Raw genomic sequence first — 22,721 nt, forward strand, 5'->3', positions numbered from 1 at the left:
GGCGCCGCGAGGGTCACAGGAACGTCCGGCCCTCGCCCCGGTACGTCGGGACGCTCGCCGTCACCTTGTCGCCCTCCACCAGCTGCAGGGTCTCGAACCGCTCGCACAACTCCCCGGCCTTGGCGTGCCGGAACCACACCTTGTCGCCGATCAGCAGGTCGTCCGCCGGGGGGCCGTGCAGCGGGGTCTGCACCTCGCCCGCGCCCTCCTGCGGGTCGTACCGCAGCCCCTGCGGGAGATACGGCACGGGCGAGCGGTCGGCGCCCGCGACGCCCGACGCGGGATAGCCGCCGCCGAGCACCGTCACGATCCCCACGCCGGGCCGGCGCACCACGGGCTGCGCGAAGAGCGCCGCCGGGCGTCCGCTGAACGACGTGTAATGGTCGAAGAGCCTCGGTACGAAGAGCCCCGACCCCGCGGCGATCTCCGTCACCGCGCGCTCCGCCGCGGTGTGCTGCACGCTGCCGGTGCCCCCGCCGTTCACGAACTCCAGGTGCGGCGCGACCGCGCGCACGGCGCCGATGGTCTCCGCGCGGCGCGCGGCCAACTCCTTGCGGGCCGCGGCCTGCATCATCCGGATCGCCCGCGAGCGCGCCGGATGCCCTTCGACGGCGTCGCCCACCCCCGCGACATGACCTTCGTACGCCATGACGCCCACGAGCCGGAAGCCGGGCCGCCGGGCGATGGCGCGGGCCAGGGCGGCGACCTGCACGGGCGAGTGCAGCGGTGAACGCAGCGCGCCGATCCGCACCTTGCCGCCGAGCACCTTGAAGGAGGTGTCCAACTCCAGGCAGACCCGCACCTCTTCGGTCCCGCCGTTCCTCGCCTCGTCGATGAGCCGCAGCTGGGCCGGGTCGTCGATCATCACGGTCACGGCGGCCGCGAGCTTCGGGTCGGCGGTCAGCTCGGCGAAGGAGGCGCGGTCCGCCGAGGGGTAGGCGAGCAGCACGTCCTCGAAGCCGGAGCGGGCCAGCCAGATCGACTCGGCGAGCGTGAACGACATGATCCCGGCGAATCCGTCGCGGGCCAGGACCCGTTCGAGCAGGGCACGGCAGCGCACGGACTTGCTCGCGACCCGGATCGGCTTGCCCCCGGCCCGCTGCACCAGGTCATCGGCATTGGCGTCGAAGGCGTCCAGATCGACGATCGCGACAGGGGCGTCGAGGTGTGCGGTGGCCCTGTCGTAGCGGGCCCGGTCTGCGGCGAGGGCAGTCATGGGCGAAGCCTGCCAGACACGATTACCCGAGGGTAGGGGGATGATCCGGGCAGATCGCCCGGGGGTGCGGACTGAGTTCCCTCGCGACCTGCGTCTGCCCGTAGAGTGACGCGCACGGAGCCCGGCCGAGCGACGCGTACCGCGCCATGCGGAGCCGAGCGCTCCGGCAGTCCGAGCGCGAGGAAACGGGGGAGCATGAGCACGGAGGCGCCTCGCGGCCCCATCCCGCCGCGCCCCACGACGCCGCCCCGCCCCGCGGCCCCGCCGGCGCCGTCACAAGAGCCGCCGCCCGCGCCCTCCGCCCGCTTCCCCGATGTCCCGCCGCCGGTCGACGAGGACTGGGTGCTCGGCGCCCCGCGGCCTGCGGCGGACGACGCCCCCGAGGGCACGGCCGCCGACAGGGACGACGCCCCCGACGGAACGGCCGCGCGCATAAAGGACCTGCTGGCCCCCTTCGAAAAGGCCCGCACGGAACGGTCCGTGGGGTCCAGGGCGGAGCAGGACGCCGGGGTGGAGGAGAACGCCGCGGAGCACGGTGCCGGGGTGGAGGAGAACACCGCGGAGCACGGCGCCACAGCGGAGGGCACTGCGGAGCACGACACCGCCGAGGAGTCCCCTCCGCCGCCTCCCGCATCGGCCCGTCTGCCCGACGACCCACCGAAGCCTGCCTTCGACGCGGGGCTGACCACGGCCGACGCCACCGCCACCGCCACCGCCACCGCCACCGCCACCGCCACCGCCACCGCCGCCGCGACGCCCGCCGCCCCGCGCGCGGTTGTTCCGCACCCGGTTGTTCCGCCGCAGCCCCCCGTCCCGCCCGCCGCGGGCGGGGAGCCGGAGGTGGACGGCGGCGGCAAGGATGCCCTGCCGCCCCGCGCCCCGCGGCCGGTCGTCCCGCCGCAGCCTTCCGCCCCGCCTGCCGTGGAGGGGGAGTCGAGCGCCGACCGTGCCGCCGATTCCCCGGCACGCCCCGCCCCGCCCCGGCGTCCCGCTGCCGCCCCGCAGTCCTCTGCCCCGCCTGCCGCGGACGAGGAGACCACCGCCCGGCTGCGGCCCGTCGTTGATGAGCCGTCGGTACCCGCTGCCGAAGGGGCGGCCCGTGCAACTGCCGCGCGGCGTGCGGTCGGTGCCGTCGATCTGACGCCGGGGCCCGGCGCCGGCCGGCCCTTCGTGTTCTTCGCGCGGCCCGCGATGTACGACGACTCCACCACCCGGCTGCGCCCCGTCCGTGGCTGGGCCCGACCCCGCGCGGCCGCCGCCGCGGCCTGCGTCGTCCTCGGGCTCGGCCTCATCGGCGGCGCGGTGACCGGGAGTTGGCTCACCGGCGAGTCCGTGGCCGGCGACACCACCCGCAGCGCGTACACCGTCACAGGCGAGCTCTGGCACAGCGTCCCCGTAGACCGGCTCTTCCCGCCCACCCTCAAGGGGGAGGGCGCGGGCCCCGGCGGCGCCGACCGCTCCTGGACCCGTATCGCCGTCGCCCCGGACAGCGGCTGCCGGGCAGCCTTCGACCCGCTGCTGCGGAAGGCCCTCGCGCCGGCGGGCTGTCTGCGGCTGCTCCGCGCCACGTACACCGACGCTACCCGCAGCCATGTCACCACCGTGGGGCTGCTGTTCACCAAGGCTGACGCCGACGCGATGAAGGCACTGCGGAACCGTTTCACGGAGGAAGGGCTCGACCGGCGCCCCGACCTCATGCCCCGCCCCTACGCCGCCAAGGGAACCGCCGCCGAGGACTTCGGCGACGCACAGCGTGCCTCCTGGACCGTGTCCGTGCTCCCGGACGCGCCCGTCGTCGCGTACGCGGTCTCCGGGTTCGCCGACGGCCGCACCGTCACGGACCCCGAGCCCGCCACCGAGGCCATGGGCACCAACACCACGTCGGCGCCCGCCCAGTCGGGCCTCGGCCACGAGGCGAAGGGCATCGCCGACCGCGTCGAGCGCGGCCTGCGCAAGACCATCGCGGCCGCGGGGAAGAAGGCGTGAGCGGGGAAGAGGCCGTGAGCGGAGAAGAAGGGCGTGAGGGGGAAAGAGGCGTGAAGGGCCGCAAGGAAGGTGTCATGAGGATCCGTCAGCCGCTCGTCGCCACCGCGCTCGCCGCCTCGCTCGCGCTCATCCCGGCCACCACCGCGCACGCCAACGACGGCATCCGCGCCCAGCAGTGGGCCCTCGACGCCATGCACACCAGCCAGGCCTGGCAGACCACCAAGGGCAAGGGCATCACCGTCGCCGTCCTGGACACCGGCATAGACGCCGAACACCCCGACCTCGCGGGCAACGTCCTCGAAGGCGAGGACATGGTCGGCTTCGGGGCGCGGCGCGGCGACCGCCCCTGGGCCCGGCACGGCACCGCCATGGCCGGCATCATCGCGGGCCACGGACACGGCCAGGGCCGCGGCGACGGCGTGCTCGGCATCGCGCCCGAGGCCAAGATCCTGCCGGTCCGCGTGATCCTGGAGGACGGCGACCCCGCCCGCAGAAAGGCCCGCAACACCCGCGGCAACGCCCTGGCCGAAGGCATCCGCTGGGCCGCCGACAACGGCGCGGACGTCATCAACCTCTCCCTGGGCGACGACTCCAAGTCCGCCCACCCCGAACCGGCCGAGGACGCCGCCGTGCAGTACGCCCTCAAGAAGGGCGTCGCCGTCGTCGCCTCCGCGGGCAACGGCGGCGAGCGCGGCGACCACGTCTCCTACCCGGCCGCCTACCCCGGAGTGATCGCGGCGACCGCCGTCGACGAGAACGGCAACCGCGCCTCCTTCTCCACCCGCCGCTGGTACGCCACCGTCGCAGCCCCCGGCGACGACATCGTCATCGCCGACCCCGACCGCAAGTACTACGAGGGCTGGGGCACCAGCGCGGCCGCCGCCTTCGTCTCCGGCGCCGTCGCCCTGATCCGCGCCGCCCACCCCGACCTGAAGCCCGCGCAGATCAAGCAGCTCCTGGAGCGCACCGCCCGCGACGTCCCGGCCGGCGGCCGCGACGACTCCCGGGGCTTCGGCCTCATCGACCCGGCGGCCGCGCTCACCCGTGCGGGCAAGCTCGAGCCGGACGAGCTGCGCACGACGGCGTACGGCGCGGAGTACTTCGGCCGGGGCCCGGACCCGGAGCAAGCCGACAGTGGCTTCGTGGGCTGGGTCGGCCCCGTCGCGGGCGGCCTCGGTGTCGCCATGCTCGCCGCCGCGGTGTACCTGTGGCGCGGCCGACCGGTCCGCAGACGCCCCGACCTGCCCCTGTAGGGCCCGGCCCGTCCTTACGGGAGTACGCCTCTGTAGGGTCGCACCGTGGCGAACATGGCGAACAAGAACATTCCCGACCCGGGCTTCTCCGACGACGACGGCACCGCCGACCCGCGCCTTGCCGCGGCGCTCGCGGCCTGGTCGGAGGACCGCACGGCCCACGGTCCCGTCCTGGCGGCCCTGGCCGGAGCCCGGCTCCTCGTCCCCGTCGTCGCCGTGCTCGGCGAGGTCGAGGAGGACGAGAACGGACTGCGCCGCGAGAAGACCAGCGACATGGCGGTCCCCACCCTGAAGGCAGGCGACCGCAAGGCGCTGCCCGCCTTCACCTCCATCGAGGCCCTCGCCCTGTGGGACCCGGCGGCCCGCCCCGTCGCCGTCCCGCTGCACCAGGCGCTCCAGGCCGCCGCCCACGAGCAGGCCGACACGATCGTCCTCGACCTCGCGGGCCCCGTCCCCTATGAACTGGGCCGATCCGCCCTGCTCGCCCTCGCCGAGGGCCGCGTGAGCGCCGACCCGCTCGCCGACCCCGCGGTCACCGACGCCGTGCGCGCGGCCGTCGCCGCCGAGCCCGCAGTGGTCCGCGCCCACCTCGGCCCCGGCCGCTCGGACGGCACCCTCGCCCTGGTCCTCGACCCGGCCGCGGACCCTGCCGACGCCGCCCAGCGGGTGGCGCGGCGGATCGCGGCCGACGAAGCACTGAGGGCCCGCCTGGTGCGCGGTCTCGACCTGGCACTCCTGCCGGCCGAGGCGACGCCACCGGGCGAGCCCCTCTACGTACGTACGGTGTGAGGGCTCAGCCGAAGACCGGGCCCGTGTACTTCTCGCCCGGACCCTGACCCGGCTCGTCCGCCACCAGCGACGCCTCGCGGAACGCCAGCTGCAGCGACTTCAGGCCGTCACGCAGCGGCGCCGCGTGGAAGGAGCTGACCTCGGTGGCGCTCGCGTCGAGCAGTCCCGCCAGCGAGTGGATCAGCTTGCGGGCCTCGTCCAGGTCCTTGTGGCCCTCGCCTCCCTCGGCGAGGCCGAGGTTCACGGCGGCGGCGCTCATCAGGTGGACCGCCACCGTGGTGATCACCTCGACCGCGGGGACGTCCGCGATGTCACGGGTCAGGGTGTCGAAGTCGGGGGAGTCGCCGGCGGGGGACTCGGGGGTGGAGGTCGTCTCGCTCATGTCCCACACGATAAGCCGCGCCCCGGACGGTCCGAGCCGCGGGAGCGGGTGTGCACACTGGTTCGCTCCACCCCCGGGGAGCTGCTAACCTTGTGTAACGACCGGCTGGAGACCCGCGTGCCAACGCAAGGATCCGGCCCACAAGTGGAGGCTCCGATCTCCCACCTGGCCGCTCCCCGGAGCGGCGGGTCACCGGTCAGGCGACCGAAGCCCCCGAGGCTTCGGGCCGCATGATGTGCGCCCCGCGATCACCGCGGAGGTGCTCCGGTAGTACGTGGAGCCCCTTCCTGTGATCGGTCGGGGCATTTTTTGTGCTCCGGCGCGGTTGGTCCAGAAAACAGACGTAACGCGGCTGTCCGCCAGACGGTCGCGTGGTGCTACCGAGGAGGATCCATCAGCGCCGAGCCCCGCATCAACGACCGGATTCGCGTTCCCGAGGTGCGACTTGTCGGTCCCAGCGGCGAGCAGGTCGGGATTGTTCCGCTTGCCAAGGCCCTGGAGCTTGCGCAGGAGTACGACCTTGACCTGGTCGAGGTCGCGGCGAACGCCCGTCCGCCCGTGTGCAAGCTCATGGACTACGGGAAGTTCAAGTACGAGTCGGCCATGAAGGCCCGTGAGGCGCGCAAGAACCAGGCGCACACGGTCATCAAGGAGATGAAGCTCCGGCCGAAGATCGACCCGCACGACTATGACACCAAGAAGGGTCACGTCGTCCGGTTCCTCAAGCAGGGCGACAAGGTCAAGATCACGATCATGTTCCGTGGTCGCGAGCAGTCCCGCCCCGAGCTGGGCTTCCGACTGCTGCAGCGTCTCGCTTCGGACGTCGAGGACCTCGGGTTCATCGAGTCGAACCCGAAGCAGGACGGCCGAAACATGATCATGGTCCTCGGTCCGCACAAGAAGAAGACCGAGGCGATGGCCGAGGCCCGTGAGGCCCAGGCGGCTCGCAAGGCGGACGCGAAGGCCAACCCGGGCCGCTCGCAGAACGCCTCCGAGGAGGAGCCTTCCGAGGCTCCCGCCGAGGCCCCGGCCGAGGCTCCCGCCGAGGCCTGATCCCCGGACGCAAGTCCAGGGATGCCAACTGACACACCATGACGCTCCCGGATGCCCGGTTTCACGACCGGGCATCGGAGCGCCACTGACGAGGAGAGAACGGCGCTATGCCGAAGAACAAGTCGCACAGCGGTGCCAGCAAGCGCTTCAAGGTCACCGGCTCCGGCAAGGTGCTCCGTGAGCGCGCCGGCAAGCGCCACCTGCTCGAGCACAAGTCGTCCCGTCTGACGCGTCGCCTCACCGGCAACGCCGAGATGGCCCCGGGCGACGCCAAGAAGATCAAGAAGCTTCTCGGCAAGTGAGTTCGGGTGCCGGACACGGCACCTGACCTCTGACCGGGACCCAATCGATACCGGGTCGTGTGAGTCCAACCACGGCCCCGCTACAAGGAGTTAAAAAGTGGCACGCGTCAAGCGGGCAGTCAACGCCCACAAGAAGCGTCGGGCGATCCTCGAGCAGGCCAGCGGCTACCGCGGCCAGCGGTCGCGCCTGTACCGCAAGGCCAAGGAGCAGGTCACCCACTCCCTGGTCTACAACTACAACGACCGCAAGAAGCGCAAGGGCGACTTCCGTCAGCTGTGGATCCAGCGCATCAACGCCGCTGCCCGCGCCAACGGCATCACGTACAACCGCTTCATCCAGGGTCTGAAGGCCGCCAACATCGAGGTGGACCGCAAGATCCTCGCGGAGCTGGCCGTCAACGACGAGAACGCGTTCGCCGCGCTCGTCGAGGTCGCGCAGAAGGCGCTGCCGTCGGATGTCAACGCCCCGAAGGCTGCCGCGTAACGCTGCGCTGAGCTGAGCGTGACTTCGGACCCGCAGGCCGGCTGGCTTGCGGGTCCGAGTGTGTTCGGGGGCTCGTCTGCCGTCTTCTGTTCGCTGCCGTCCGCGGGTCCCTCGTGGCTTGTCGCGCAGTTCCCCGCGCCCCCTTCAGGGGTGCTTTGCCTAAGGTGAGTTTTATGGTTGCCGCCCCTGAGTTGATCTCCCCGAAGTCGCCCCGCGTCAGTGCCGCCCGGCGGCTTGCCAAGCGGAATTTTCGGGGGAAGGAGCGGCTGTTTCTCGCCGAGGGGCCGCAGGCGGTGCGGGAGGCCGCCGCGCACGGGCAGACGCTCGTCGAACTGTTCGCCACCGTCGACGCCGCCGAGCGCTACGCCGACATCGTGGGGGAGGCCCGTGCCGCGGGTGCCCGGGTGCACCTCGCCGACGAGGACGTCATCGCCGACATCTCGACGACCGTGACCCCGCAGGGGCTCGTCGGGGTCTGCCGGTTCCTGGACGTGCCCTTCGAGGAGATCCTCGCCGCGAGGCCGAAACTCGTCGCCGTCCTCGCGCACGTCCGTGACCCCGGGAACGCCGGGACCGTGCTGCGCTGCGCGGACGCCGCGGGCGCCGACGCGGTGATCCTCACGGACGCCTCCGTGGACCTCTACAACCCCAAGTCGGTGCGGGCGTCGGTCGGTTCGCACTTCCATCTGCCGGTCGCGGTCGGCGTCCCCGTCGAGCAGGCCGTGCGAGGGCTGAAGGGCGCGGGCGTACGCATCCTCGCCGCCGACGGCGCGGGCGAGGACGACCTCGACACGGAGCTCGACAAGGGCACCATGGGCACCCCCAGCGCCTGGATCTTCGGCAACGAGGCCTGGGGACTGCCGGAGGAGACCCGCGCACTCGCGGACGCGGTGGTGCGCGTTCCGATCCACGGCAGAGCCGAGAGCCTCAACCTCGCGACGGCCGCGGCAGTATGCCTCTATGCGTCCGCCCGTGCACAGCGTGCCGCCGGAGGGTGCCGCTCCGTCACATCGAGCTAGTAGTGTGACGGGCTCGGGGGCCCTCCCCCAAGCTCTCGGCTTCGCTCGAGCAGGGAGGTACCCCACCGCCGGTCCGAGAGGGTGGAGTTCGGGGAATGAGCGTCGGCACGAGCAGAGCACCGGGAGTACAGGACTTCGTCCGTACTCGCGCGGACCGCTGCGGTCCCGGTGAACTCGGCGACCTCGGACTCGACCCGGACGAACTGCCGGACGGGCTCGTCGTCGCGGACGAGACGGGCCGGGTCATCTGCTTCAACGCGGCGGCGGTGCGGATCACCGCGGTCCCCGCGGCCGAGGCACTCGGCGCCTCCCTGGAGCGTGCGCTCCCCTTAGAGGACCTCGAAGGCCGCCGCTGGTGGCAGCTCACCGATCCCTACGGCGGCCTCGCCACCCGCGTGCGCCAGCCCGAACGCAATCTGCTGCTGCCCGGCGGCCGCGAGGTCCTCGTCTCCGCACGCTACGTACGCACCGTCCGCACCGGTCCCGTGCACCGCGTGGTCGTCTCGCTGCGCGACACCGAGGCCCGCCGCCGCACCGAGCGCAGCCACGCCGAGCTGATCGCCACGGTGGCCCACGAGCTCCGCTCTCCCCTCACCTCCGTGAAGGGCTTCACGGCGACGCTGCTCGCCAAGTGGGAGCGGTTCACGGACGACCAGAAGAAGCTGATGCTGGAGACCGTGGACGCCGACGCCAACCGCGTCACACGGCTGATCGCCGAGCTGCTCGACATCTCCCGGATCGATTCCGGACGTCTGGAGCTGCGCCGACAGCCCGTCGACATAGGCGCCGCCGTCGGACGGCACATCCAGGCGCACGTCGCCGCGGGCCAGGACGCGGACCGCTTCCTCGTACGGCTCCAGCAGCCGCTGCCCGATCTCTGGGCGGACCCCGACAAGATCGACCAGGTACTCAGCAATCTGCTGGAAAATGCCGTGCGGCACGGCGAGGGAACCGTCACCATCGATGTGGCCCCCTCCTCGTCACCGCGCGAGCGGGGCGGCGCCGAGACCGCCGTGACCGTGAGCGACGAGGGTCCCGGTATTCCTGAGGAGTCGATGGGCCGCGTCTTCACCCGCTTCTGGCGGGGCAGCAAACGCGGCGGGACGGGACTGGGGTTGTACATCGTGAAGGGCATCGTGGAGGCGCACGGCGGGACGATCACCGTCGGCCGGGCCCCCGGCGGCGGCGCCCAGTTCCGATTTACGTTGCCCGTGGGGGCTCCGGCGTATCTCCAGTGATCACGCCCTGAGCAGCCCGCGGGCTCATTCGTTCACCGCACCCCCGTTAGACTCGGTCGTTGGCACTTTGTGTCCCCACACCTGGGACAGCTTGTCTCCGAGTTGTTGACGGGGACCCATCCGCCAGCCAATCGGAAGCACGGGAAGAGATGTCGGCACCGAACAAGTCGTACGACCCTGTTGAGGTCGAGGCACTGAAACCTGAAGAGATCGAGCGCATGCGGGACGAGGCGCTCGCCGCCTTCGCGGCCGCAGACTCCCTCGACAAGCTCCAGGAGGCCAAGGTCGCGCACACCGGCGGCACCTCGCCGCTGGCGCTGGCCAACCGCGAGATCGGCGCGCTGCCCCCGCAGGCCAAGGCCGAGGCGGGCAAGCGCGTCGGCATGGCGCGCGGCGCCGTGAGCAAGGCGCTGGCCGCCCGCCAGACCGAGCTCGAGGCCGAGCGTGACGCCCGCGTCCTGGTCGAGGAGGCGGTGGACGTCACGCTGCCGTACGACCGCACGCCCGCCGGCGCCCGGCACCCGCTGACCACGATGATGGAGCGCGTCGCCGACGTGTTCGTCTCGATGGGCTACGAGGTCGCCGAGGGCCCCGAGGTCGAGGCGGAGTGGTTCAACTTCGACGCCCTCAACTTCACGCCCGACCACCCGGCCCGGCAGATGCAGGACACCTTCTTCGTCCAGGGCCCCGAGGGCGCGCAGGGCGACGAGTCCGGTGTCGTGCTGCGCACCCACACCTCCCCGGTGCAGGCGCGCTCGCTCATCGAGCGCCGTGAGCCGCCGGTCTACATCGTCTGCCCCGGCCGCGTGTACCGCACGGACGAGCTGGACGCGACGCACACCCCGGTCTTCCACCAGATCGAGCTGCTCGCCGTCGACGAGGGCCTGACCATGGCCGATCTGAAGGGCACGCTCGACCACATGGTCCAGGCGCTCTTCGGCCCGGACATGAAGACCCGGCTGCGCCCCAATTACTTCCCGTTCACCGAGCCGTCCGCCGAGATGGACATGGTGTGCTACGTCTGCCGCGGCGAGTCCGTGGGCAACCCCGACCGCCCCTGCCGCACCTGCGGCAGCGAGGGCTGGATCGAGCTCGGCGGCTGCGGCATGGTCAACCCGAAGGTGCTCACCGCCTGCGGCGTCGACCCCCAGAAGTACAGCGGATTCGCCTTCGGGTTCGGCATCGAACGGATGCTGATGTTCCGCCACAACGTCGAAGACATGCGAGACATGGTCGAGGGTGACATCCGGTTCACCCGGCCGTTCGGGATGGAGATCTGATGCGGGTCCCGCTTTCCTGGCTGCGGGAGTACGTCGACCTCCCCGCCACCGAGACCGGCCGTGACGTGCAGGCCAAGCTGATCGAGGTCGGCCTGGAGGTCGAGACCGTCGAGCAGCTCGGCGCCGGCCTGAAGGGCCCGCTCGTCGTGGGCAAGGTCCTCACCATCGAGGAGCTGGAGGGCTTCAAGAAGCCCATCCGCTTCTGCACCGTCGACGTCGGCTCCGCCAACGGCACCGGCGAGCCGCAGGAGATCGTCTGCGGCGCCCGGAACTTCGCCGTCGGCGACAAGGTCGTCGTGGTCCTGCCCGGCGCCGTCCTGCCCGGTGACTTCGCCATCGCCGCCCGCAAGACGTACGGCAAGACCTCGCACGGCATGATCTGCTCCGGCGACGAGCTCGGCATGGGCGACGACGGCAGCGGCGGCATCATCGTCCTGCCGCCCGAGCACGAGGCCGGCACCGACGCCATCGAGCTCCTGGAGCTCGTCGACGAGGTCCTGGACATCGCCGTCACGCCCGACCGCGGCTACGCCCTCTCGATGCGCGGCGTCGCCCGCGAGACCGCCATCGCGTACGGCCTGCCGCTGCGCGACCCGGCGCTCCTCGACGTGCCCGCGCCGAACTCCTTCGGCTACCCGGTCAAGATCAGCGACCCGCTGGGCTGCGACCGCTTCACCGCGCGCACCGTCACGGGCCTGCAGCCCGAGGCGCGCTCCCCGATCTGGCTGCAGCGCCGTCTGCAGAAGGTCGGCATGCGCCCGATCTCGCTCGCCGTCGACATCACCAACTACGTGATGATGGAGCTCGGCCAGCCCCTGCACGCCTACGACCGCTCCCGCATCCAGGGCACGATCGGCGTGCGCCGGGCCGAGCAGGGCGAGAAGTTCACCACCCTCGACGGTGCCAAGCGCGTCCTGGACGCCGAGGACCTGGTCATCACCGACGACCGCGGCCCCATCGGCATCGCGGGCGTCATGGGCGGTGCCAACACCGAGATCGCGGACCACGAGGACGGGGCCGGCACCACCGACGTCGTCATCGAGGCCGCGCACTTCGACGCGATCTCCATCGCCCGCACCGCCCGGCGCCACAAGCTGCCCTCCGAGGCGTCCAAGCGCTTCGAGCGCGGCGTCGACCCGCAGGCCGCGGCCGCCGCCGCGCAGCGCACCGTCGACCTGCTCGTCCTGCTCGCGGGCGGCACCGCCGAGGCCGGCGTCACCGAGGTCATCGCGCCGACCGGGCCGCGCACGATCACGATGCCCGCCGACCATCCGGACAAGGTCGCCGGTGTCGACTACGGCCGCGAGACCGTCGTACGCCGCCTCCAGCAGGTCGGCTGCGACGTCTACGGTCAGGACGACCTGACCGTCACCGTCCCGTCGTGGCGCCCCGACCTCGCCGAGCCGAACGACCTCGCCGAAGAGGTCATCCGCCTCGAGGGGTACGAGAACCTGCCCTCGACGCTGCCCAAGCCCCCCGCGGGCCGCGGCCTGACCGAGCGGCAGCGCACCCACCGCCGCATCGGGCGCGCCCTGGCCGGCGCCGGCTACGTCGAGGCGCCGAACTACCCCTTCATCGGGGAGGGCGTCTTCGACCAGCTGGGTCTGGACGAGGACGACGACAACCGCCGCGTGGTCAAGCTCGTCAACCCGCTCTCCGACGAGGAGCCCGCGCTCCGTACGACGCTGCTGCCGGGCCTGCTCGGCGCGCTCCGTCGCAACGACGGCCGCGGCAGCCACGACCTGGCGCTCTTCGAGACGGGTCTCGTGTTCCACCCGCGTGAGGAGTCGAAGGTCGCGGTGCGCCTGCCCGTCGACCGGCGTCCCACCGACGAGGAGATCGCCTCCCTGACCGAGGCGCTGCCCGTCCAGCCCCGGCACGCCGCCGTCGTCCTCACGGGCGCCCGCGAGCAGGCCGGCTGGTGGGGCAAGGGCCGCCCGGCCGACTGGGCCGACGCCGTCGAGGCGGCGCGGACCATCGCCCGCGAGGTCGGCGTCGAGCTGATCGTCGACCAGGGGCAGTACGGCCCGTGGCACCCCGGCCGCTGCGCCGAGCTGAAGGTTCTCGTCGGCGACGAGATCGTCACCGTCGGCCACGCGGGCGAGCTGCACCCGCGCGTCGTCAAGGCGCTGGGCCTGCCCGCGCGCACCTGCGCGATGGAGCTGGACCTGGACCGCCTGGAGACGGCGCGCGACGGGGCGGTCGAGGCGCCGCGGATCTCCACCTTCCCGGTGGCCACCCAGGACGTCGCCCTCGTGGTCGACTCCGAGGTGCCCGCCGCGGTGGTCGAGTACTTCCTGCGCGGTGGCGCGGGTGAGCTCCTGGAGTCCATCCGGCTGTTCGACGTCTTCGAGGGCGAGCAGATCGGTGAGGGCAAGAAGTCCCTCGCGTACGCGCTGCGCTTCCGCGCGGCCGACCGCACGCTGACCGTCGACGAGGCGTCGGCGGCCCGTGACGCGGCCGTCGCGCTGGCGGCCGAGCACACGGGCGCGGTGCTGCGCGGAGCGTAGTCACCGCCCGTAGTCGAGAACAGGCGCACAAGGGGCGCAAAGAGGGGCTTATCCGGACCACCGGATAAGCCCCTCACTCGTTTGAGTGACAAGTGGCGTCACTCTGGCCCGGTCGGGCCACACGGTCGACAGAATCAATCCGGCCGTAGGGGTCGGCCACTCGCTGAACAGGGCCTTAGGGGGGCCGTCGGCATGATCCGTATCAAGGCGGGGCCTCCCTGCCGGGCGATGCTCCGGGCAAGGGTGCGCGGCAGGAGTCCCCGACGACGAGTTCCACGGAGGCTGCCCCGTGTCTTTCCCCGTCTCCTTCCCCGTGTGCGGCGTCGCGTCGAGCGCCGAGCGGAGCGCCAGAAGGTCCGGCGCGCGCTGGCGCTGGGGCTGCCGACCGTGTGGGGCGCCGTCGCCATCACGTACAAACTGGCCTGCCCGCTCGCCCAGCAGGACGGCATGGGGGCGCGGATCGTCAGCAGCGCCGTCTTCTTCGCCGTGGGGACCGGGCTCATATTGCATGTACGCCGGGCGCTGCTGCGGGAGTTGCGGCAGATCCGCGAGGTCGCGGGCGCCGCACAGAACGTGCTGCTGAGGCCGCTGCCACCCCGCGTCGAAGGGCTCGCGCTCGCCGCGGGGCGGCTCTCCGCCTCGCGTGGTGCCTCCGTCGGGGGCGATCTGTACGAGGTGGCGGCCACCGACCACGGCGTCCGTGTCGTCATGGGAGACGTCCGGGGGCACGGCCTGGCAGCCATCGCGACCGTCGCCGCCGTCCTCGGCAGCTTCCGCGAGGCCGCACACGACGAGCCCGAACTGCCGCACGTCCTGCGCAGGTTGGAGCGGGCCCTCGGGCGACATCTGCGGGAGCGCTCCCGCGCCGAGCACCCCGCGGGCGGCGGTGCGGTGCCGGACTGTCCGCTCGCCGAGGAGTTCGTCACCGTCCTGCTCCTGGAGATCAGCCAGGAGGGCGAGATCTCCGCGCTCAACTGCGGGCACCCGTGGCCCCATCTGCTGAGCGGGGGCGCCCGGCCCCTGACCGACGCCGAACCGCTGCCGCCGCTCGGTGCCTTCCCGCTCCCGGCCGACCTGTCCGTGCTGCACTGCGGGCAGCTGCTGCCTGGCCAGGCGCTGGTGTTGCACACGGACGGGGTGGAGGACGCGCGGAACGCCGCGGGGGCGTTCTTCCCGCTGCAGGCGGCGCTCACCGAGGCCGCGCGCTCGCAGCCGATCTCGCCGCAGGGGCTCATCCGTGCGCTCTACGCCCAACTCCTGCGCCACGCGGGCCGGTTGCCGTCGGACGACGCGGCGCTGCTAGCGCTGCGCAACGACCGCAAGAGGGTCCCGGTCCAGCAGTCGGAACCGGGGCGGCACGCCCGCACCATGAGCTGAGATCCGGGGCCGGGCCCGCGGAATGCGTCATCGGGAAGGCGGCATGCGCCATCCGCCCCGCCATGGAGTTGTCGGGCAGACGGCGGGACGGACGGCGCCAGAAAGGGCCGCCGCACTGTTCGAGGGGGGAGCCGGCGGCCCGGCCGGCCTCCTTAACTGATGAGGCATCTCAGTCAAGCGATCCCACACGGTGCGCGGCAGAGCGCACACCCCCCGGATCCGAGCACTCCGTTCACACCCCGTGTGAAGTGCCCTCCACTAGTCTGAGCAGCACCGAGCCACCGGAGGGCATCCATGCAGCCCAACACCCTGCTCGACGCGATCCTCGACGAAGCGGGCATCTCCCACGCGGGACTTGCCGCACACGTGAACCAGGCGGGAAGGTCCAGAGGACTCGCGCTGCGCTACGAACACACCGCCGTATCCCGCTGGTTGAAGGGCCAGCGTCCGCGCGGGCAGGTCCCCGATCTGATCTGCGAGGTGCTCGCGGCCCGGTTGCAGCGACCCGTCACCCTCGACGACATCGGCCTCGGGCTGCCCGGTGTCCCCGCGGCCCGCGTCGGTTCGGCGGCCTCCACGCTCTCCGGCTTCGTGGAGCGGGCCACCGCCCTGTGGCGCTCGGACGAACAGCAGCGCCCGCACCTCCTCGGCGCGCCCGCGGTCACCGGCACGCCCGCCGTGATGCCCGTCTGGGAGTGGGAGAATCCGCCCGAGGACGTCGACGTGTCCCGCGGCGGACGCCACCCGGTGAGCACCGCCGACATCGAGATGATGCGCGCGGCCCGCGCGCACTACGAGCAGATGTACCGCAAGACCGGCGGCGTCGCGACCCGCACCCGCATCGTCGGCTTTCTCAACGCCGAGGCCGCGCCCCTGCTGCGCGGCAGCTACACCGACGAGATGGGCCGCCAACTGCACCGCTCCACCGGCGGGTTGGTGGCCATCGCCGGGATCTGCGCCTATGACTCCGACGCGCACGGCCTGGCCCAGCGCTACTTCCACCAGGCGCTGCGCCTGGCGAAGGCCAGTGGGGACAGGGGACTCGGCGCGTATGTGATCGCGCTTCTGGTCAACCAGTCGCTGTTCATGCGGGAGTACCGCCAGGCGGTGGCGTTCGCCGAGGCGGCGCTGCGGGCCGCGGGCCGTGACCTCACCCCCGCGCTCGCATCCGATCTGTACGCGATGCAGGCCAAGGCGTACGCACACCTGGGCGACGGCAGGAGCGCACTGTCCTGCATCCGGCGTGCGGAGGACGCGGCCGACCGGATCCTGCGCGGCCGTGAGCCGGACGAGACGGGCTATGTCCAGCCGGGTCTGGTCAACGTACAAGTGGCTGAGGCCCTGTTGAGCCTCGGGGATCTCACCAGCGCCCGTGAGCACGCCGCGGCGGCCGTGGACACTCCGGCGCACGACCGGGGCCGCGTGCACCGGCTCGCCATGCTCAGCCAGATCGAACTGCGCCAGGGCAACACCGACGAAGCGGTGGCCACGGCCGTGGAAATGGCAGAACAGGCACGGGGGATGGAGTCCCAGAGGCTGCGCGACCGGCTGCGCGCGGTGCGCGAGCACCTGGTCCGCAGCGACTGCGCGGGCACGGCCGAGGCGGCCGAACTCATCGACGGGGCGCTGCGCGTTCCGCTGTGACGCGCTCCCGGCGCCCTTCGTCCGGCGTCGCGCATACGCACCGTTCCGAGGCGCACACACGCTGCTGCGACGTTTCCCCTGCTGCGATATTGCCATCTACTCGTCGGAAGGTGGCAGAACCGTGCAGTGGACGAAACAGGGCGAACAAACTGTGTATGGAAACCGATGGTTCACCGTCAATCTCGCAGATGTCGAACTACCCGACGGCCGGCATCTCGATCACTTCCTCATACGGTTGCGGCCCGTCGCCGTGGCCACCGTCGTCAACGACGCCAACGAAGTGCTGCTGCTGTGGCGGCACCGCTTCATCACCGACAGCTGGGGCTGGGAACTCGCGGCAGGCGTCGTCGAGGACGGCGAGGACATCGCGTACGCGGCGGCACGCGAGATGGAGGAGGAGACCGGCTGGCGGCCGGGCCCGCTGCGGCATCTCATGAGCGTCGAGCCGTCCAACGGTCTCACCGACGCCCGGCACCACATCTACTGGTCCGACGAAGGGACGTACATCGGGCACCCCGAGGACGACTTCGAGTCGGACCGCCGCGAGTGGGTCCCGCTCAAACTGGTCCCCGACATGGTGGCCCGCGGGGAGGTCCCGGCCGCCAACATGGCCGCGGCACTTCTCCTCCTCCACCATCTGCGTCTCGGCCAGGACGCGCGCTAGCTAATGGCCGAGGGCCTGCCAGACCGCCACGGCGAGCGCCGCGACCGCCGCGAGGGCGACGATCGTGGGCAACGGCCAGCGTGTGTTCTCCAGGGCGGTGACCCGAGCCTCCAGGGCCTCCACGTTCTTGGCGGTCTGTTCGTCGTGCTGAGTGAGCAACGCCAGCCGTCCGTCGACACGGGCCAAGCCCACGTCCTGGCTACGGCGTAACTCGGCGACTTCTTCCGGGACCACGGCAATCTCGCCGTCGGTGGTCACGAGTCCACTCCTCTCTGTAGTGGCGCGTCCCCCCTTCATCCGCACGGAAAGTCAACTCGCCTGGTGGGCAAGGCGGGAGAGTGTGCGAAGGGCATATGCGAGCCCCTTGCGCACACGGTGTGTGAACGCGGCGGGCCCGGCACTCGAACGAGTGCCGGGCCCGCTTCCCGTACGGAGCGTGAGCGCCGTGCGAAGAGGTACGTCCGGAGTGTCAGGCGTAGGTGTAGAAGCCCGAGCCGGTCTTGCGGCCGAGGCGGCCCGCGTCGACCATGCGCTGCAGCAGCGGGGGAGCGGCGTACAGCGGCTCCTTGTACTCGGCGTACATGGAGTCGGCGACCGAGGCGACCGTGTCCAGGCCGATCAGGTCGGCGAGCTTGAGCGGGCCCATCGGGTGGGCGCAGCCCATCTCCATGCCGTTGTCGATGTCCTCGCGGGACGCGATGCCCGACTCGAACATTCGGATAGCCGAGAGCAGATACGGGATGAGCAGCGCGTTCACCACGAAGCCCGAGCGGTCCTGGGCGCGGATCGCGTGCTTGCCGAGGACCTTCTCGACCATGGCCTGGGCCCGGCTGATGGTGCCCTCGGAGGTGGTCAGCGCGGGGATCAGCTCGACGAGCTGCTGCACCGGCGCCGGGTTGAAGAAGTGGATGCCGATGACCTGGTCGGGACGCGAGGTCGCGACGGCCAGCTTCACCAGCGGGATGGAGGAGGTGTTGGAGGCGAGGATCGCGTCCTGCCGGGTCACCACCTGGTCGAGGACCTGGAAGATCTCGGTCTTGACCTGCTCGTTCTCCACCACGGCCTCGATGACCAGGTCACGGTCGGCGAACTCGCCGAGGTCGGTGGTGAAGCTGAGGCGGGCCAGCGTCTCGTCGCGCTCCTCCTCGGAGATCTTGCCGCGCTCGGCGGCCTTGGAGAGGGAGTTGTACAGCCGGGTCCGGCCGATCTCCAGGGCCTCACCGGTGGTCTCCGCGACCTTCACGTCCAGTCCGGAGCGGGCGCAGACCTCTGCGATTCCGGCGCCCATCTGGCCACAGCCCACCACTCCGACGCGTGCGATATCGGTCATGGAGTCGGTCACCTCGTGCCTTTCGCTGATCAACGGGGCCGGCAGGACCCCCGTACGGATGCGGTGCCTGCCTCGGCCGTGAACGTTACTCCGCAACGAGGGGTCCATGACGGGCCGGGTCGGGCATGCTGTCGGCAACCGGCAAGGGGTGCCGGTGGACAGCGAGCTCAGGGGGCATGCAGATGAGGCGTATGTCACGTCGAGGTTTCTCGGTGGTGGCCGCGGCGGCGATCGCGGGCCTGGCGACGGCGGGGGACGCGGCCGCCGCTCCCGACGGGCGTCGCAAGAAGGGACGGGAGCTGCGGGGCATGTGGCTGGCGAGCGTCGTCAACCGCGACTGGCCGTCCAGGCCGGGGCTCACGGCGGAGCGGCAACGGAGCGAGTTGCTGGCCTACTTGGACTCGGCCGTGAACCGCAGACTCAACACGGTGATCTTCCAGGTGCGGCCCACCGCGGACGCGCTGTGGCCCTCGCCGTACGAGCCGTGGTCGGAGTACCTCACCGGAGTGCAGGGCAAGGACCCGGGCTGGGACCCGCTGGGCACCGCCGTGCACGAGGCGCACCGCAGGGGCCTGGAGCTGCACGCGTGGTTCAACCCGTTCCGGATCGCCAACCACACCGACCCCTCGCGCCTGGTGGCCACGCACCCCGCGCGCGTGCACCCCGACTGGGTCGTGCCGTACGGCGGGAAGCTCTACTACAACCCGGGCCTGCCCGAGGTGCGGCGCTTCGTGCAGGACGCGATGCTCGACGCCGTGCGCAAGTATCCGATCGACGCGGTGCACTGGGACGACTACTTCTACCCGTACCCCGTGGCGGGACAGGTCTTCGACGACGACGACGCCTTCGAGCGCTACGGCGGCGGCTTCCCCGACCGGGCCTCCTGGCGCAGGGACAACATCGACCGCCTGGTGCGCGAGATGGCCCGCCGTGTGAAGAAGGCCCGCCCGCGTACGGAGTTCGGGATCAGCCCCTTCGCGGTGTGGCGCAACATCGCCACCGACCCGATCGGCTCGGACACCCGGGCCGGCGTACAGACCTACGACGACCTGTACGCGGACACGCGCGGCTGGGTGAAGAAGGGCTGGATCGACTACATCGTCCCGCAGGTGTACTGGAACATCGGCTTCCCCGCCGCGGACTACGCCAAGCTGATCCCGTGGTGGAACGACGTCGTGCGCGGCACGGGCGTGCGCCTCTACATCGGCGAGGCCCTCTACAAGGCGGGCGATCCGGCGCAGCCCGCGGCCTGGCAGGACCCGGCGGAGCTGTCCCGCCACCTCACGTACGCCGAGGGCTTCCGCGAGGTGCGCGGGCACGTCTTCTTCTCGGCGAAGGAGGTCGGGGTCGACAAGATCGGCGCGATGGCGCGGGTGGTCGCCGACCACTACCAGCGGCCGGCGAAGCCGCCGCGCTGATCCTCCCGCTACTTCGACTGCTTGGCCGGGCCCTGGCGCCGTACGACGGTGTCGGGGCCCGGCGACATCAGCGTCTCGTGGCCGTCCTCGAAGCGGACGCGGTACGGCGGTCCGCCGTCCGCGCCGAGCACCTCGACGATCTCCGCGATCCGGTCGTGCTGCCCGACGATCCTGCCGTGCACCACCAGCTCGTCGCCTACGGTTGCACGCATCTGGAGTGCCCCCTCGTCCCGCTCTGCGGTCGCGATCTGTGGGCGCAAGTGTACGACGGGTGGCGGTAGTTGGGGCCCTGTCGGGTGCGCGGTCTCGGTGCCGGACAGGTCAGCCGCGGGCTCGTTGGGTGACCGCGATGCAGACGAGGACGGCGGCCGCCGTGAGCGGCGCGGCGACGGTGAGGTGCTCGCCGAGCAGGAGCACCGACCAGACCAGGGTGAGGAGCGGCTGGGCGAGCTGGAGCTGGCTGGCCTTGGGGACGCCGATGGCCGCCATGCCCCGGTACCAGACGACCAGGCCGAGGAACTGCGAGCCGATCGCGGAGTAGAGCAGGCCCGCCGTGCTGTGGCCGGTGAGCTCGAAGGACTCGTGCGGCAGCGCCACGAGCGCGCCCACGACGTTGAGCGGCAGGCACAGGAGCAGGCCCCAGCCGATGACCTGCCAGCCGGGCATCTCGCGGGCGAGGCGGCCGCCCTCGGTGTAGCCGGCCGCGCAGATCAGGAGCGCGCCGAAGAGATAGAGGTCGGCGGTGTTCAGGGCGCCGCCGCTCTGCTGCACGGTGAAGGCGATGACCGCGGCGGCCCCGGCGAGCGCCGCCGCCCAGAACGTGCGCGAGGGGCGTGCCCCGGTGCGCGCCGCGGAGAAGACGGCGGTCGTCAGCGGCAGCAGGCCGACGACCACGGCGGCGTGCGCGGTGGTGGAGGTCTGCAGGGCGAGCGTGGTGAGCAGCGGGAAGCCGATGACCACGCCGGCGCCGACCACCGCGAGCCCCGCCCAGTGACGGCGGTGCGGGACCGCGACGCGCAGGGCGAGCAGACAGCCGCCCGCCACGAGGGCTGCGAGCACGCCGCGCAGGGTCACGAAGCTCCAGGGGCCGATGGCCTCCAGGCCCCAGGCGGTGGAGGGGAAGGTGAGCGAGAAGGCGGTGACGCCGAGGGCGGCCATCAGGGTGCCGGTGCGGCGTGAGCCGGGTCCGGCCGGGGCGTCGGATCGGGAGGGAGCGCCGGACGGTGCGGGGCTCGGCGTCTCTTCGAGGGCCGGGACCGCTATCCGGGTCGAGCGAGTAGCGCTATCCTGTGCTGTCATGCATGACAGTAGCAGTGTGGGTGAACTGGCGAAACAACTGAGAAGTGAGCTGGACCGCTACTCTCCAGGGGGAAAGCTGCCATCGAGTCGGGCGCTCGTCGAACGGTTCAGGGTGAGCCCGGTGACCGTGTCGCGGGCCCTGGCACAGCTGGCCGCCGAGGGGCTCGTCGTCACTCGGCCCGGTGCGGGTGTCTTCCGTGCGGAGCGGGCGGCACCGGCCGTGCCCGCGGGCGACACCTCGTGGCAGGAGGTGTCGCTGAGCGCCGACGCCGCGACGGAGCTGGTGCCGCGTGCCGTCGACGCGTCCGGGGTCCTCGTCACCCTGGCCGCGCCGCCGCCCGGCGTCATCGAGTTCAACGGCGGTTATCTCGACCCCGCGCTGCAGCCCGAGCGCGCCATGGCGGCGGCCCTCGCGCGGGCGGGGCGGCGGCCCGGGGCGTGGGGGCGGCCGCCGATCGACGGCCTGCCCGAGCTGCGCGAGTGGTTCGCGCGGGGCATCGGCGGGGCGATCACCGCAGCCGAGGTGCTGATCACGGCGGGCGGCCAGAGCGCGCTGACGACGGCGCTGCGGGCGCTCGCACCGCCCGGGGCGCCGGTCCTCGTCGAGTCCCCGACGTACCCGGGCATGCTGGCCATCGCACGGGCCGCCGGGCTGCGGCCCGTGCCCGTGCCGGTCGACACCGACGGGGTGCGCCCGCAGCTCCTGGAGGCCGCCTTCCGTGCCACGGGAGCCCGGGTCTTCGTCTGCCAGCCGCTGTTCCAGAACCCGACCGGCGCCGTGCTCTCCGCCGAGCGCCGCCCCGAGATCCTGCGGATCGCCCGCGAGGCGGGGGCGTTCGTCATCGAGGACGACTTCGTGCGCCGCCTGGTCCACGAGGACGCGGGGCCGCTGCCGCGCCCGCTCTCCTCCGACGACCACGACGGTGTCGTCGTGCACGTCTGCTCGCTCACCAAGGCCACGTCGCCGAGCTTTCGCGTGAGCGCCCTCGCGGCGCGCGGCCCGGTCCTCGAACGCCTGCGGGCCATCCAGGTCGTCGACCACTTCTTCGTGCCGAGACCGCTGCAGGAGGCTGCCCTCGAACTGGTGGGATCTCCCGCCTGGCCGCGCCATCTGCGGGCCGTCGCGGGCGAGTTGAAGGGCCGCAGGGACGCGATGGCGGCGGCGCTGCGGCTGCGCCTGCCCGAGCTGGCCGTGTCGCACATCCCGGCGGGCGGCTACAACCTGTGGCTGCGCCTGCCCGACGGCGTGAACGAGTCGGCGCTCGCCGCGGCGGCCCTGCGCGCGGGCGTGGCCGTGGCCCCCGGCAGGCCCTACTTCGCGGCCGAACCCCCGGCGGGGCACATCCGGTTGAGCTTCGCGGCGGTCGCCGGTGCGGGGGAGATCACGGAGGGTGTGCGCAGGCTGCGCGAGGCGTGCGACGAGGTCCTTGCCTAGCCGGACCCCGCCTGTCCCGCCAGGCGAAACACGGTCGACGTC

At 72.1% G+C, this 22,721-nt stretch carries 21 protein-coding genes; 15 read left to right on the plus strand and 6 right to left on the minus strand.

Annotated elements, in window-relative coordinates; translation table 11 throughout:
• Nucleotides 1–13: 13 nt before the first annotated feature.
• Nucleotides 14–1,216 carry an amino acid deaminase/aldolase gene (locus AB0B50_RS08505; protein WP_362327639.1) on the minus strand — a complete coding sequence of 401 codons (1,203 nt, stop codon included), beginning with the start codon at nucleotides 1,214–1,216 and terminating at the stop codon, nucleotides 14–16.
• A 195-nt stretch (nucleotides 1,217–1,411) separates the two neighbouring features.
• On the opposite strand from AB0B50_RS08505, the gene AB0B50_RS08510 reads away from it, so the two are divergent.
• The 3 genes from AB0B50_RS08510 (at nucleotide 1,412) to AB0B50_RS08520 (ending at nucleotide 5,244) form a co-directional block, all read left to right on the plus strand.
• Nucleotides 1,412–3,202, plus strand: coding sequence for a hypothetical protein (locus AB0B50_RS08510; protein ID WP_362327642.1), 1,791 nt, complete (start codon nucleotides 1,412–1,414; stop codon nucleotides 3,200–3,202).
• A 74-nt stretch (nucleotides 3,203–3,276) separates the two neighbouring features.
• On the plus strand, nucleotides 3,277–4,455 hold the full coding sequence (mycP, locus tag AB0B50_RS08515; RefSeq protein WP_362327645.1) for a type VII secretion-associated serine protease mycosin: 1,179 nt from the start codon (nucleotides 3,277–3,279) through the stop codon (nucleotides 4,453–4,455).
• Between the two features lie 54 nt (nucleotides 4,456–4,509).
• Complete coding sequence (locus AB0B50_RS08520) at nucleotides 4,510–5,244, plus strand: SseB family protein (protein ID WP_362327648.1); 735 nt, start codon at nucleotides 4,510–4,512, stop codon at nucleotides 5,242–5,244.
• A 4-nt stretch (nucleotides 5,245–5,248) separates the two neighbouring features.
• Here the strand turns inward: AB0B50_RS08520 and AB0B50_RS08525 are convergent, their stop codons facing one another.
• Complete coding sequence (locus tag AB0B50_RS08525; RefSeq protein ID WP_362327651.1) at nucleotides 5,249–5,626, minus strand: DUF1844 domain-containing protein; 378 nt, start codon at nucleotides 5,624–5,626, stop codon at nucleotides 5,249–5,251.
• 393 nt (nucleotides 5,627–6,019) lie between these two features.
• On the opposite strand from AB0B50_RS08525, the gene infC reads away from it, so the two are divergent.
• The 10 genes from infC to AB0B50_RS08575 all read left to right on the plus strand — a co-directional run bounded on the left by infC (nucleotide 6,020) and on the right by AB0B50_RS08575 (nucleotide 17,197).
• A complete protein-coding gene (gene infC / locus AB0B50_RS08530) occupies nucleotides 6,020–6,679 on the plus strand; it encodes a translation initiation factor IF-3 (RefSeq protein WP_362328230.1) in 660 nt (219 codons plus the stop codon).
• Nucleotides 6,680–6,786: 107 nt separating this feature from the next.
• Nucleotides 6,787–6,981 carry a 50S ribosomal protein L35 gene (gene rpmI, locus AB0B50_RS08535; protein WP_007829094.1) on the plus strand — a complete coding sequence of 65 codons (195 nt, stop codon included), beginning with the start codon at nucleotides 6,787–6,789 and terminating at the stop codon, nucleotides 6,979–6,981.
• Nucleotides 6,982–7,078: 97 nt separating this feature from the next.
• Complete coding sequence (gene rplT / locus AB0B50_RS08540; protein WP_055699044.1) at nucleotides 7,079–7,465, plus strand: 50S ribosomal protein L20; 387 nt, start codon at nucleotides 7,079–7,081, stop codon at nucleotides 7,463–7,465.
• Between the two features lie 173 nt (nucleotides 7,466–7,638).
• A complete protein-coding gene (locus tag AB0B50_RS08545; RefSeq protein ID WP_362327655.1) occupies nucleotides 7,639–8,484 on the plus strand; it encodes an RNA methyltransferase in 846 nt (281 codons plus the stop codon).
• Between the two features lie 95 nt (nucleotides 8,485–8,579).
• Nucleotides 8,580–9,722: an ATP-binding protein gene (locus tag AB0B50_RS08550; RefSeq protein WP_362327658.1), complete on the plus strand. Its 1,143-nt coding sequence runs from the start codon at nucleotides 8,580–8,582 to the stop codon at nucleotides 9,720–9,722.
• 149 nt (nucleotides 9,723–9,871) lie between these two features.
• Nucleotides 9,872–11,002 carry a phenylalanine--tRNA ligase subunit alpha gene (pheS, locus tag AB0B50_RS08555; protein WP_362327661.1) on the plus strand — a complete coding sequence of 377 codons (1,131 nt, stop codon included), beginning with the start codon at nucleotides 9,872–9,874 and terminating at the stop codon, nucleotides 11,000–11,002.
• Nucleotides 11,002–13,512, plus strand: coding sequence for a phenylalanine--tRNA ligase subunit beta (gene pheT / locus AB0B50_RS08560; protein ID WP_362327664.1), 2,511 nt, complete (start codon nucleotides 11,002–11,004; stop codon nucleotides 13,510–13,512). The genes pheS and pheT overlap by 1 nt, the downstream gene beginning before the upstream one ends.
• A 387-nt stretch (nucleotides 13,513–13,899) precedes the next feature.
• On the plus strand, nucleotides 13,900–14,889 hold the full coding sequence (locus AB0B50_RS08565) for a PP2C family protein-serine/threonine phosphatase (RefSeq protein ID WP_362328232.1): 990 nt from the start codon (nucleotides 13,900–13,902) through the stop codon (nucleotides 14,887–14,889).
• 294 nt (nucleotides 14,890–15,183) lie between these two features.
• Nucleotides 15,184–16,533, plus strand: a complete 1,350-nt coding sequence (locus tag AB0B50_RS08570; RefSeq protein ID WP_362327667.1) for a transcriptional regulator — start codon at nucleotides 15,184–15,186, stop codon at nucleotides 16,531–16,533.
• Between the two features lie 121 nt (nucleotides 16,534–16,654).
• Nucleotides 16,655–17,197, plus strand: a complete 543-nt coding sequence (locus tag AB0B50_RS08575; protein ID WP_362327670.1) for an NUDIX hydrolase — start codon at nucleotides 16,655–16,657, stop codon at nucleotides 17,195–17,197.
• Here the strand turns inward: AB0B50_RS08575 and AB0B50_RS08580 are convergent, their stop codons facing one another.
• Both AB0B50_RS08580 and AB0B50_RS08585 read right to left on the minus strand, forming a co-directional pair.
• A complete protein-coding gene (locus AB0B50_RS08580; RefSeq protein ID WP_362327674.1) occupies nucleotides 17,198–17,455 on the minus strand; it encodes a hypothetical protein in 258 nt (85 codons plus the stop codon).
• A gap of 211 nt (nucleotides 17,456–17,666) precedes the next feature.
• Nucleotides 17,667–18,527, minus strand: coding sequence for a 3-hydroxybutyryl-CoA dehydrogenase (locus tag AB0B50_RS08585; protein ID WP_362327677.1), 861 nt, complete (start codon nucleotides 18,525–18,527; stop codon nucleotides 17,667–17,669).
• 182 nt (nucleotides 18,528–18,709) lie between these two features.
• Here AB0B50_RS08585 and AB0B50_RS08590 point away from each other — a divergent pair, with 182 nt between their 5' ends.
• Nucleotides 18,710–19,945 carry a family 10 glycosylhydrolase gene (locus AB0B50_RS08590; RefSeq protein WP_362327680.1) on the plus strand — a complete coding sequence of 412 codons (1,236 nt, stop codon included), beginning with the start codon at nucleotides 18,710–18,712 and terminating at the stop codon, nucleotides 19,943–19,945.
• Nucleotides 19,946–19,953: 8 nt separating this feature from the next.
• On the opposite strand, the gene AB0B50_RS08595 is transcribed toward AB0B50_RS08590, so the two are convergent.
• Complete coding sequence (locus AB0B50_RS08595; RefSeq protein WP_362327683.1) at nucleotides 19,954–20,157, minus strand: DUF1918 domain-containing protein; 204 nt, start codon at nucleotides 20,155–20,157, stop codon at nucleotides 19,954–19,956.
• A gap of 109 nt (nucleotides 20,158–20,266) precedes the next feature.
• Nucleotides 20,267–21,244, minus strand: coding sequence for a DMT family transporter (locus AB0B50_RS08600; protein WP_362327686.1), 978 nt, complete (start codon nucleotides 21,242–21,244; stop codon nucleotides 20,267–20,269).
• Between AB0B50_RS08600 and AB0B50_RS08605 the strand changes: the two genes are divergently transcribed.
• Complete coding sequence (locus AB0B50_RS08605) at nucleotides 21,243–22,679, plus strand: PLP-dependent aminotransferase family protein (protein ID WP_362327689.1); 1,437 nt, start codon at nucleotides 21,243–21,245, stop codon at nucleotides 22,677–22,679. The genes AB0B50_RS08600 and AB0B50_RS08605 overlap by 2 nt on opposite strands.
• Nucleotides 22,680–22,721 lie beyond the last annotated feature (42 nt).

Source organism: Streptomyces sp. NPDC041068, assembly GCF_040647455.1.
Lineage (GTDB): Bacteria > Actinomycetota > Actinomycetes > Streptomycetales > Streptomycetaceae > Streptomyces.

What these genes read in the sequence shown, in the direction of transcription:
- AB0B50_RS08505 (WP_362327639.1), bottom strand. Translation starts at nt 1,216, where the DNA reads ATGACTGCCCTCGCCGCAGACCGGGCCCGCTACGACAGGGCCACCGCA.
- AB0B50_RS08510 (WP_362327642.1), top strand. Translation starts at nt 1,412, where the DNA reads ATGAGCACGGAGGCGCCTCGCGGCCCCATCCCGCCGCGCCCCACGACG.
- mycP (WP_362327645.1), top strand. Translation starts at nt 3,277, where the DNA reads ATGAGGATCCGTCAGCCGCTCGTCGCCACCGCGCTCGCCGCCTCGCTC.
- AB0B50_RS08520 (WP_362327648.1), top strand. Translation starts at nt 4,510, where the DNA reads ATGGCGAACAAGAACATTCCCGACCCGGGCTTCTCCGACGACGACGGC.
- AB0B50_RS08525 (WP_362327651.1), bottom strand. Translation starts at nt 5,626, where the DNA reads ATGAGCGAGACGACCTCCACCCCCGAGTCCCCCGCCGGCGACTCCCCC.
- rpmI (WP_007829094.1), top strand. Translation starts at nt 6,787, where the DNA reads ATGCCGAAGAACAAGTCGCACAGCGGTGCCAGCAAGCGCTTCAAGGTC.
- AB0B50_RS08545 (WP_362327655.1), top strand. Translation starts at nt 7,639, where the DNA reads ATGGTTGCCGCCCCTGAGTTGATCTCCCCGAAGTCGCCCCGCGTCAGT.
- AB0B50_RS08550 (WP_362327658.1), top strand. Translation starts at nt 8,580, where the DNA reads ATGAGCGTCGGCACGAGCAGAGCACCGGGAGTACAGGACTTCGTCCGT.
- pheS (WP_362327661.1), top strand. Translation starts at nt 9,872, where the DNA reads ATGTCGGCACCGAACAAGTCGTACGACCCTGTTGAGGTCGAGGCACTG.
- pheT (WP_362327664.1), top strand. Translation starts at nt 11,002, where the DNA reads ATGCGGGTCCCGCTTTCCTGGCTGCGGGAGTACGTCGACCTCCCCGCC.
- AB0B50_RS08570 (WP_362327667.1), top strand. Translation starts at nt 15,184, where the DNA reads ATGCAGCCCAACACCCTGCTCGACGCGATCCTCGACGAAGCGGGCATC.
- AB0B50_RS08585 (WP_362327677.1), bottom strand. Translation starts at nt 18,527, where the DNA reads ATGACCGATATCGCACGCGTCGGAGTGGTGGGCTGTGGCCAGATGGGC.
- AB0B50_RS08590 (WP_362327680.1), top strand. Translation starts at nt 18,710, where the DNA reads ATGAGGCGTATGTCACGTCGAGGTTTCTCGGTGGTGGCCGCGGCGGCG.
- AB0B50_RS08595 (WP_362327683.1), bottom strand. Translation starts at nt 20,157, where the DNA reads ATGCGTGCAACCGTAGGCGACGAGCTGGTGGTGCACGGCAGGATCGTC.
- AB0B50_RS08605 (WP_362327689.1), top strand. Translation starts at nt 21,243, where the DNA reads ATGCATGACAGTAGCAGTGTGGGTGAACTGGCGAAACAACTGAGAAGT.
- AB0B50_RS08600 (WP_362327686.1), bottom strand. Translation starts at nt 21,244, where the DNA reads ATGACAGCACAGGATAGCGCTACTCGCTCGACCCGGATAGCGGTCCCG.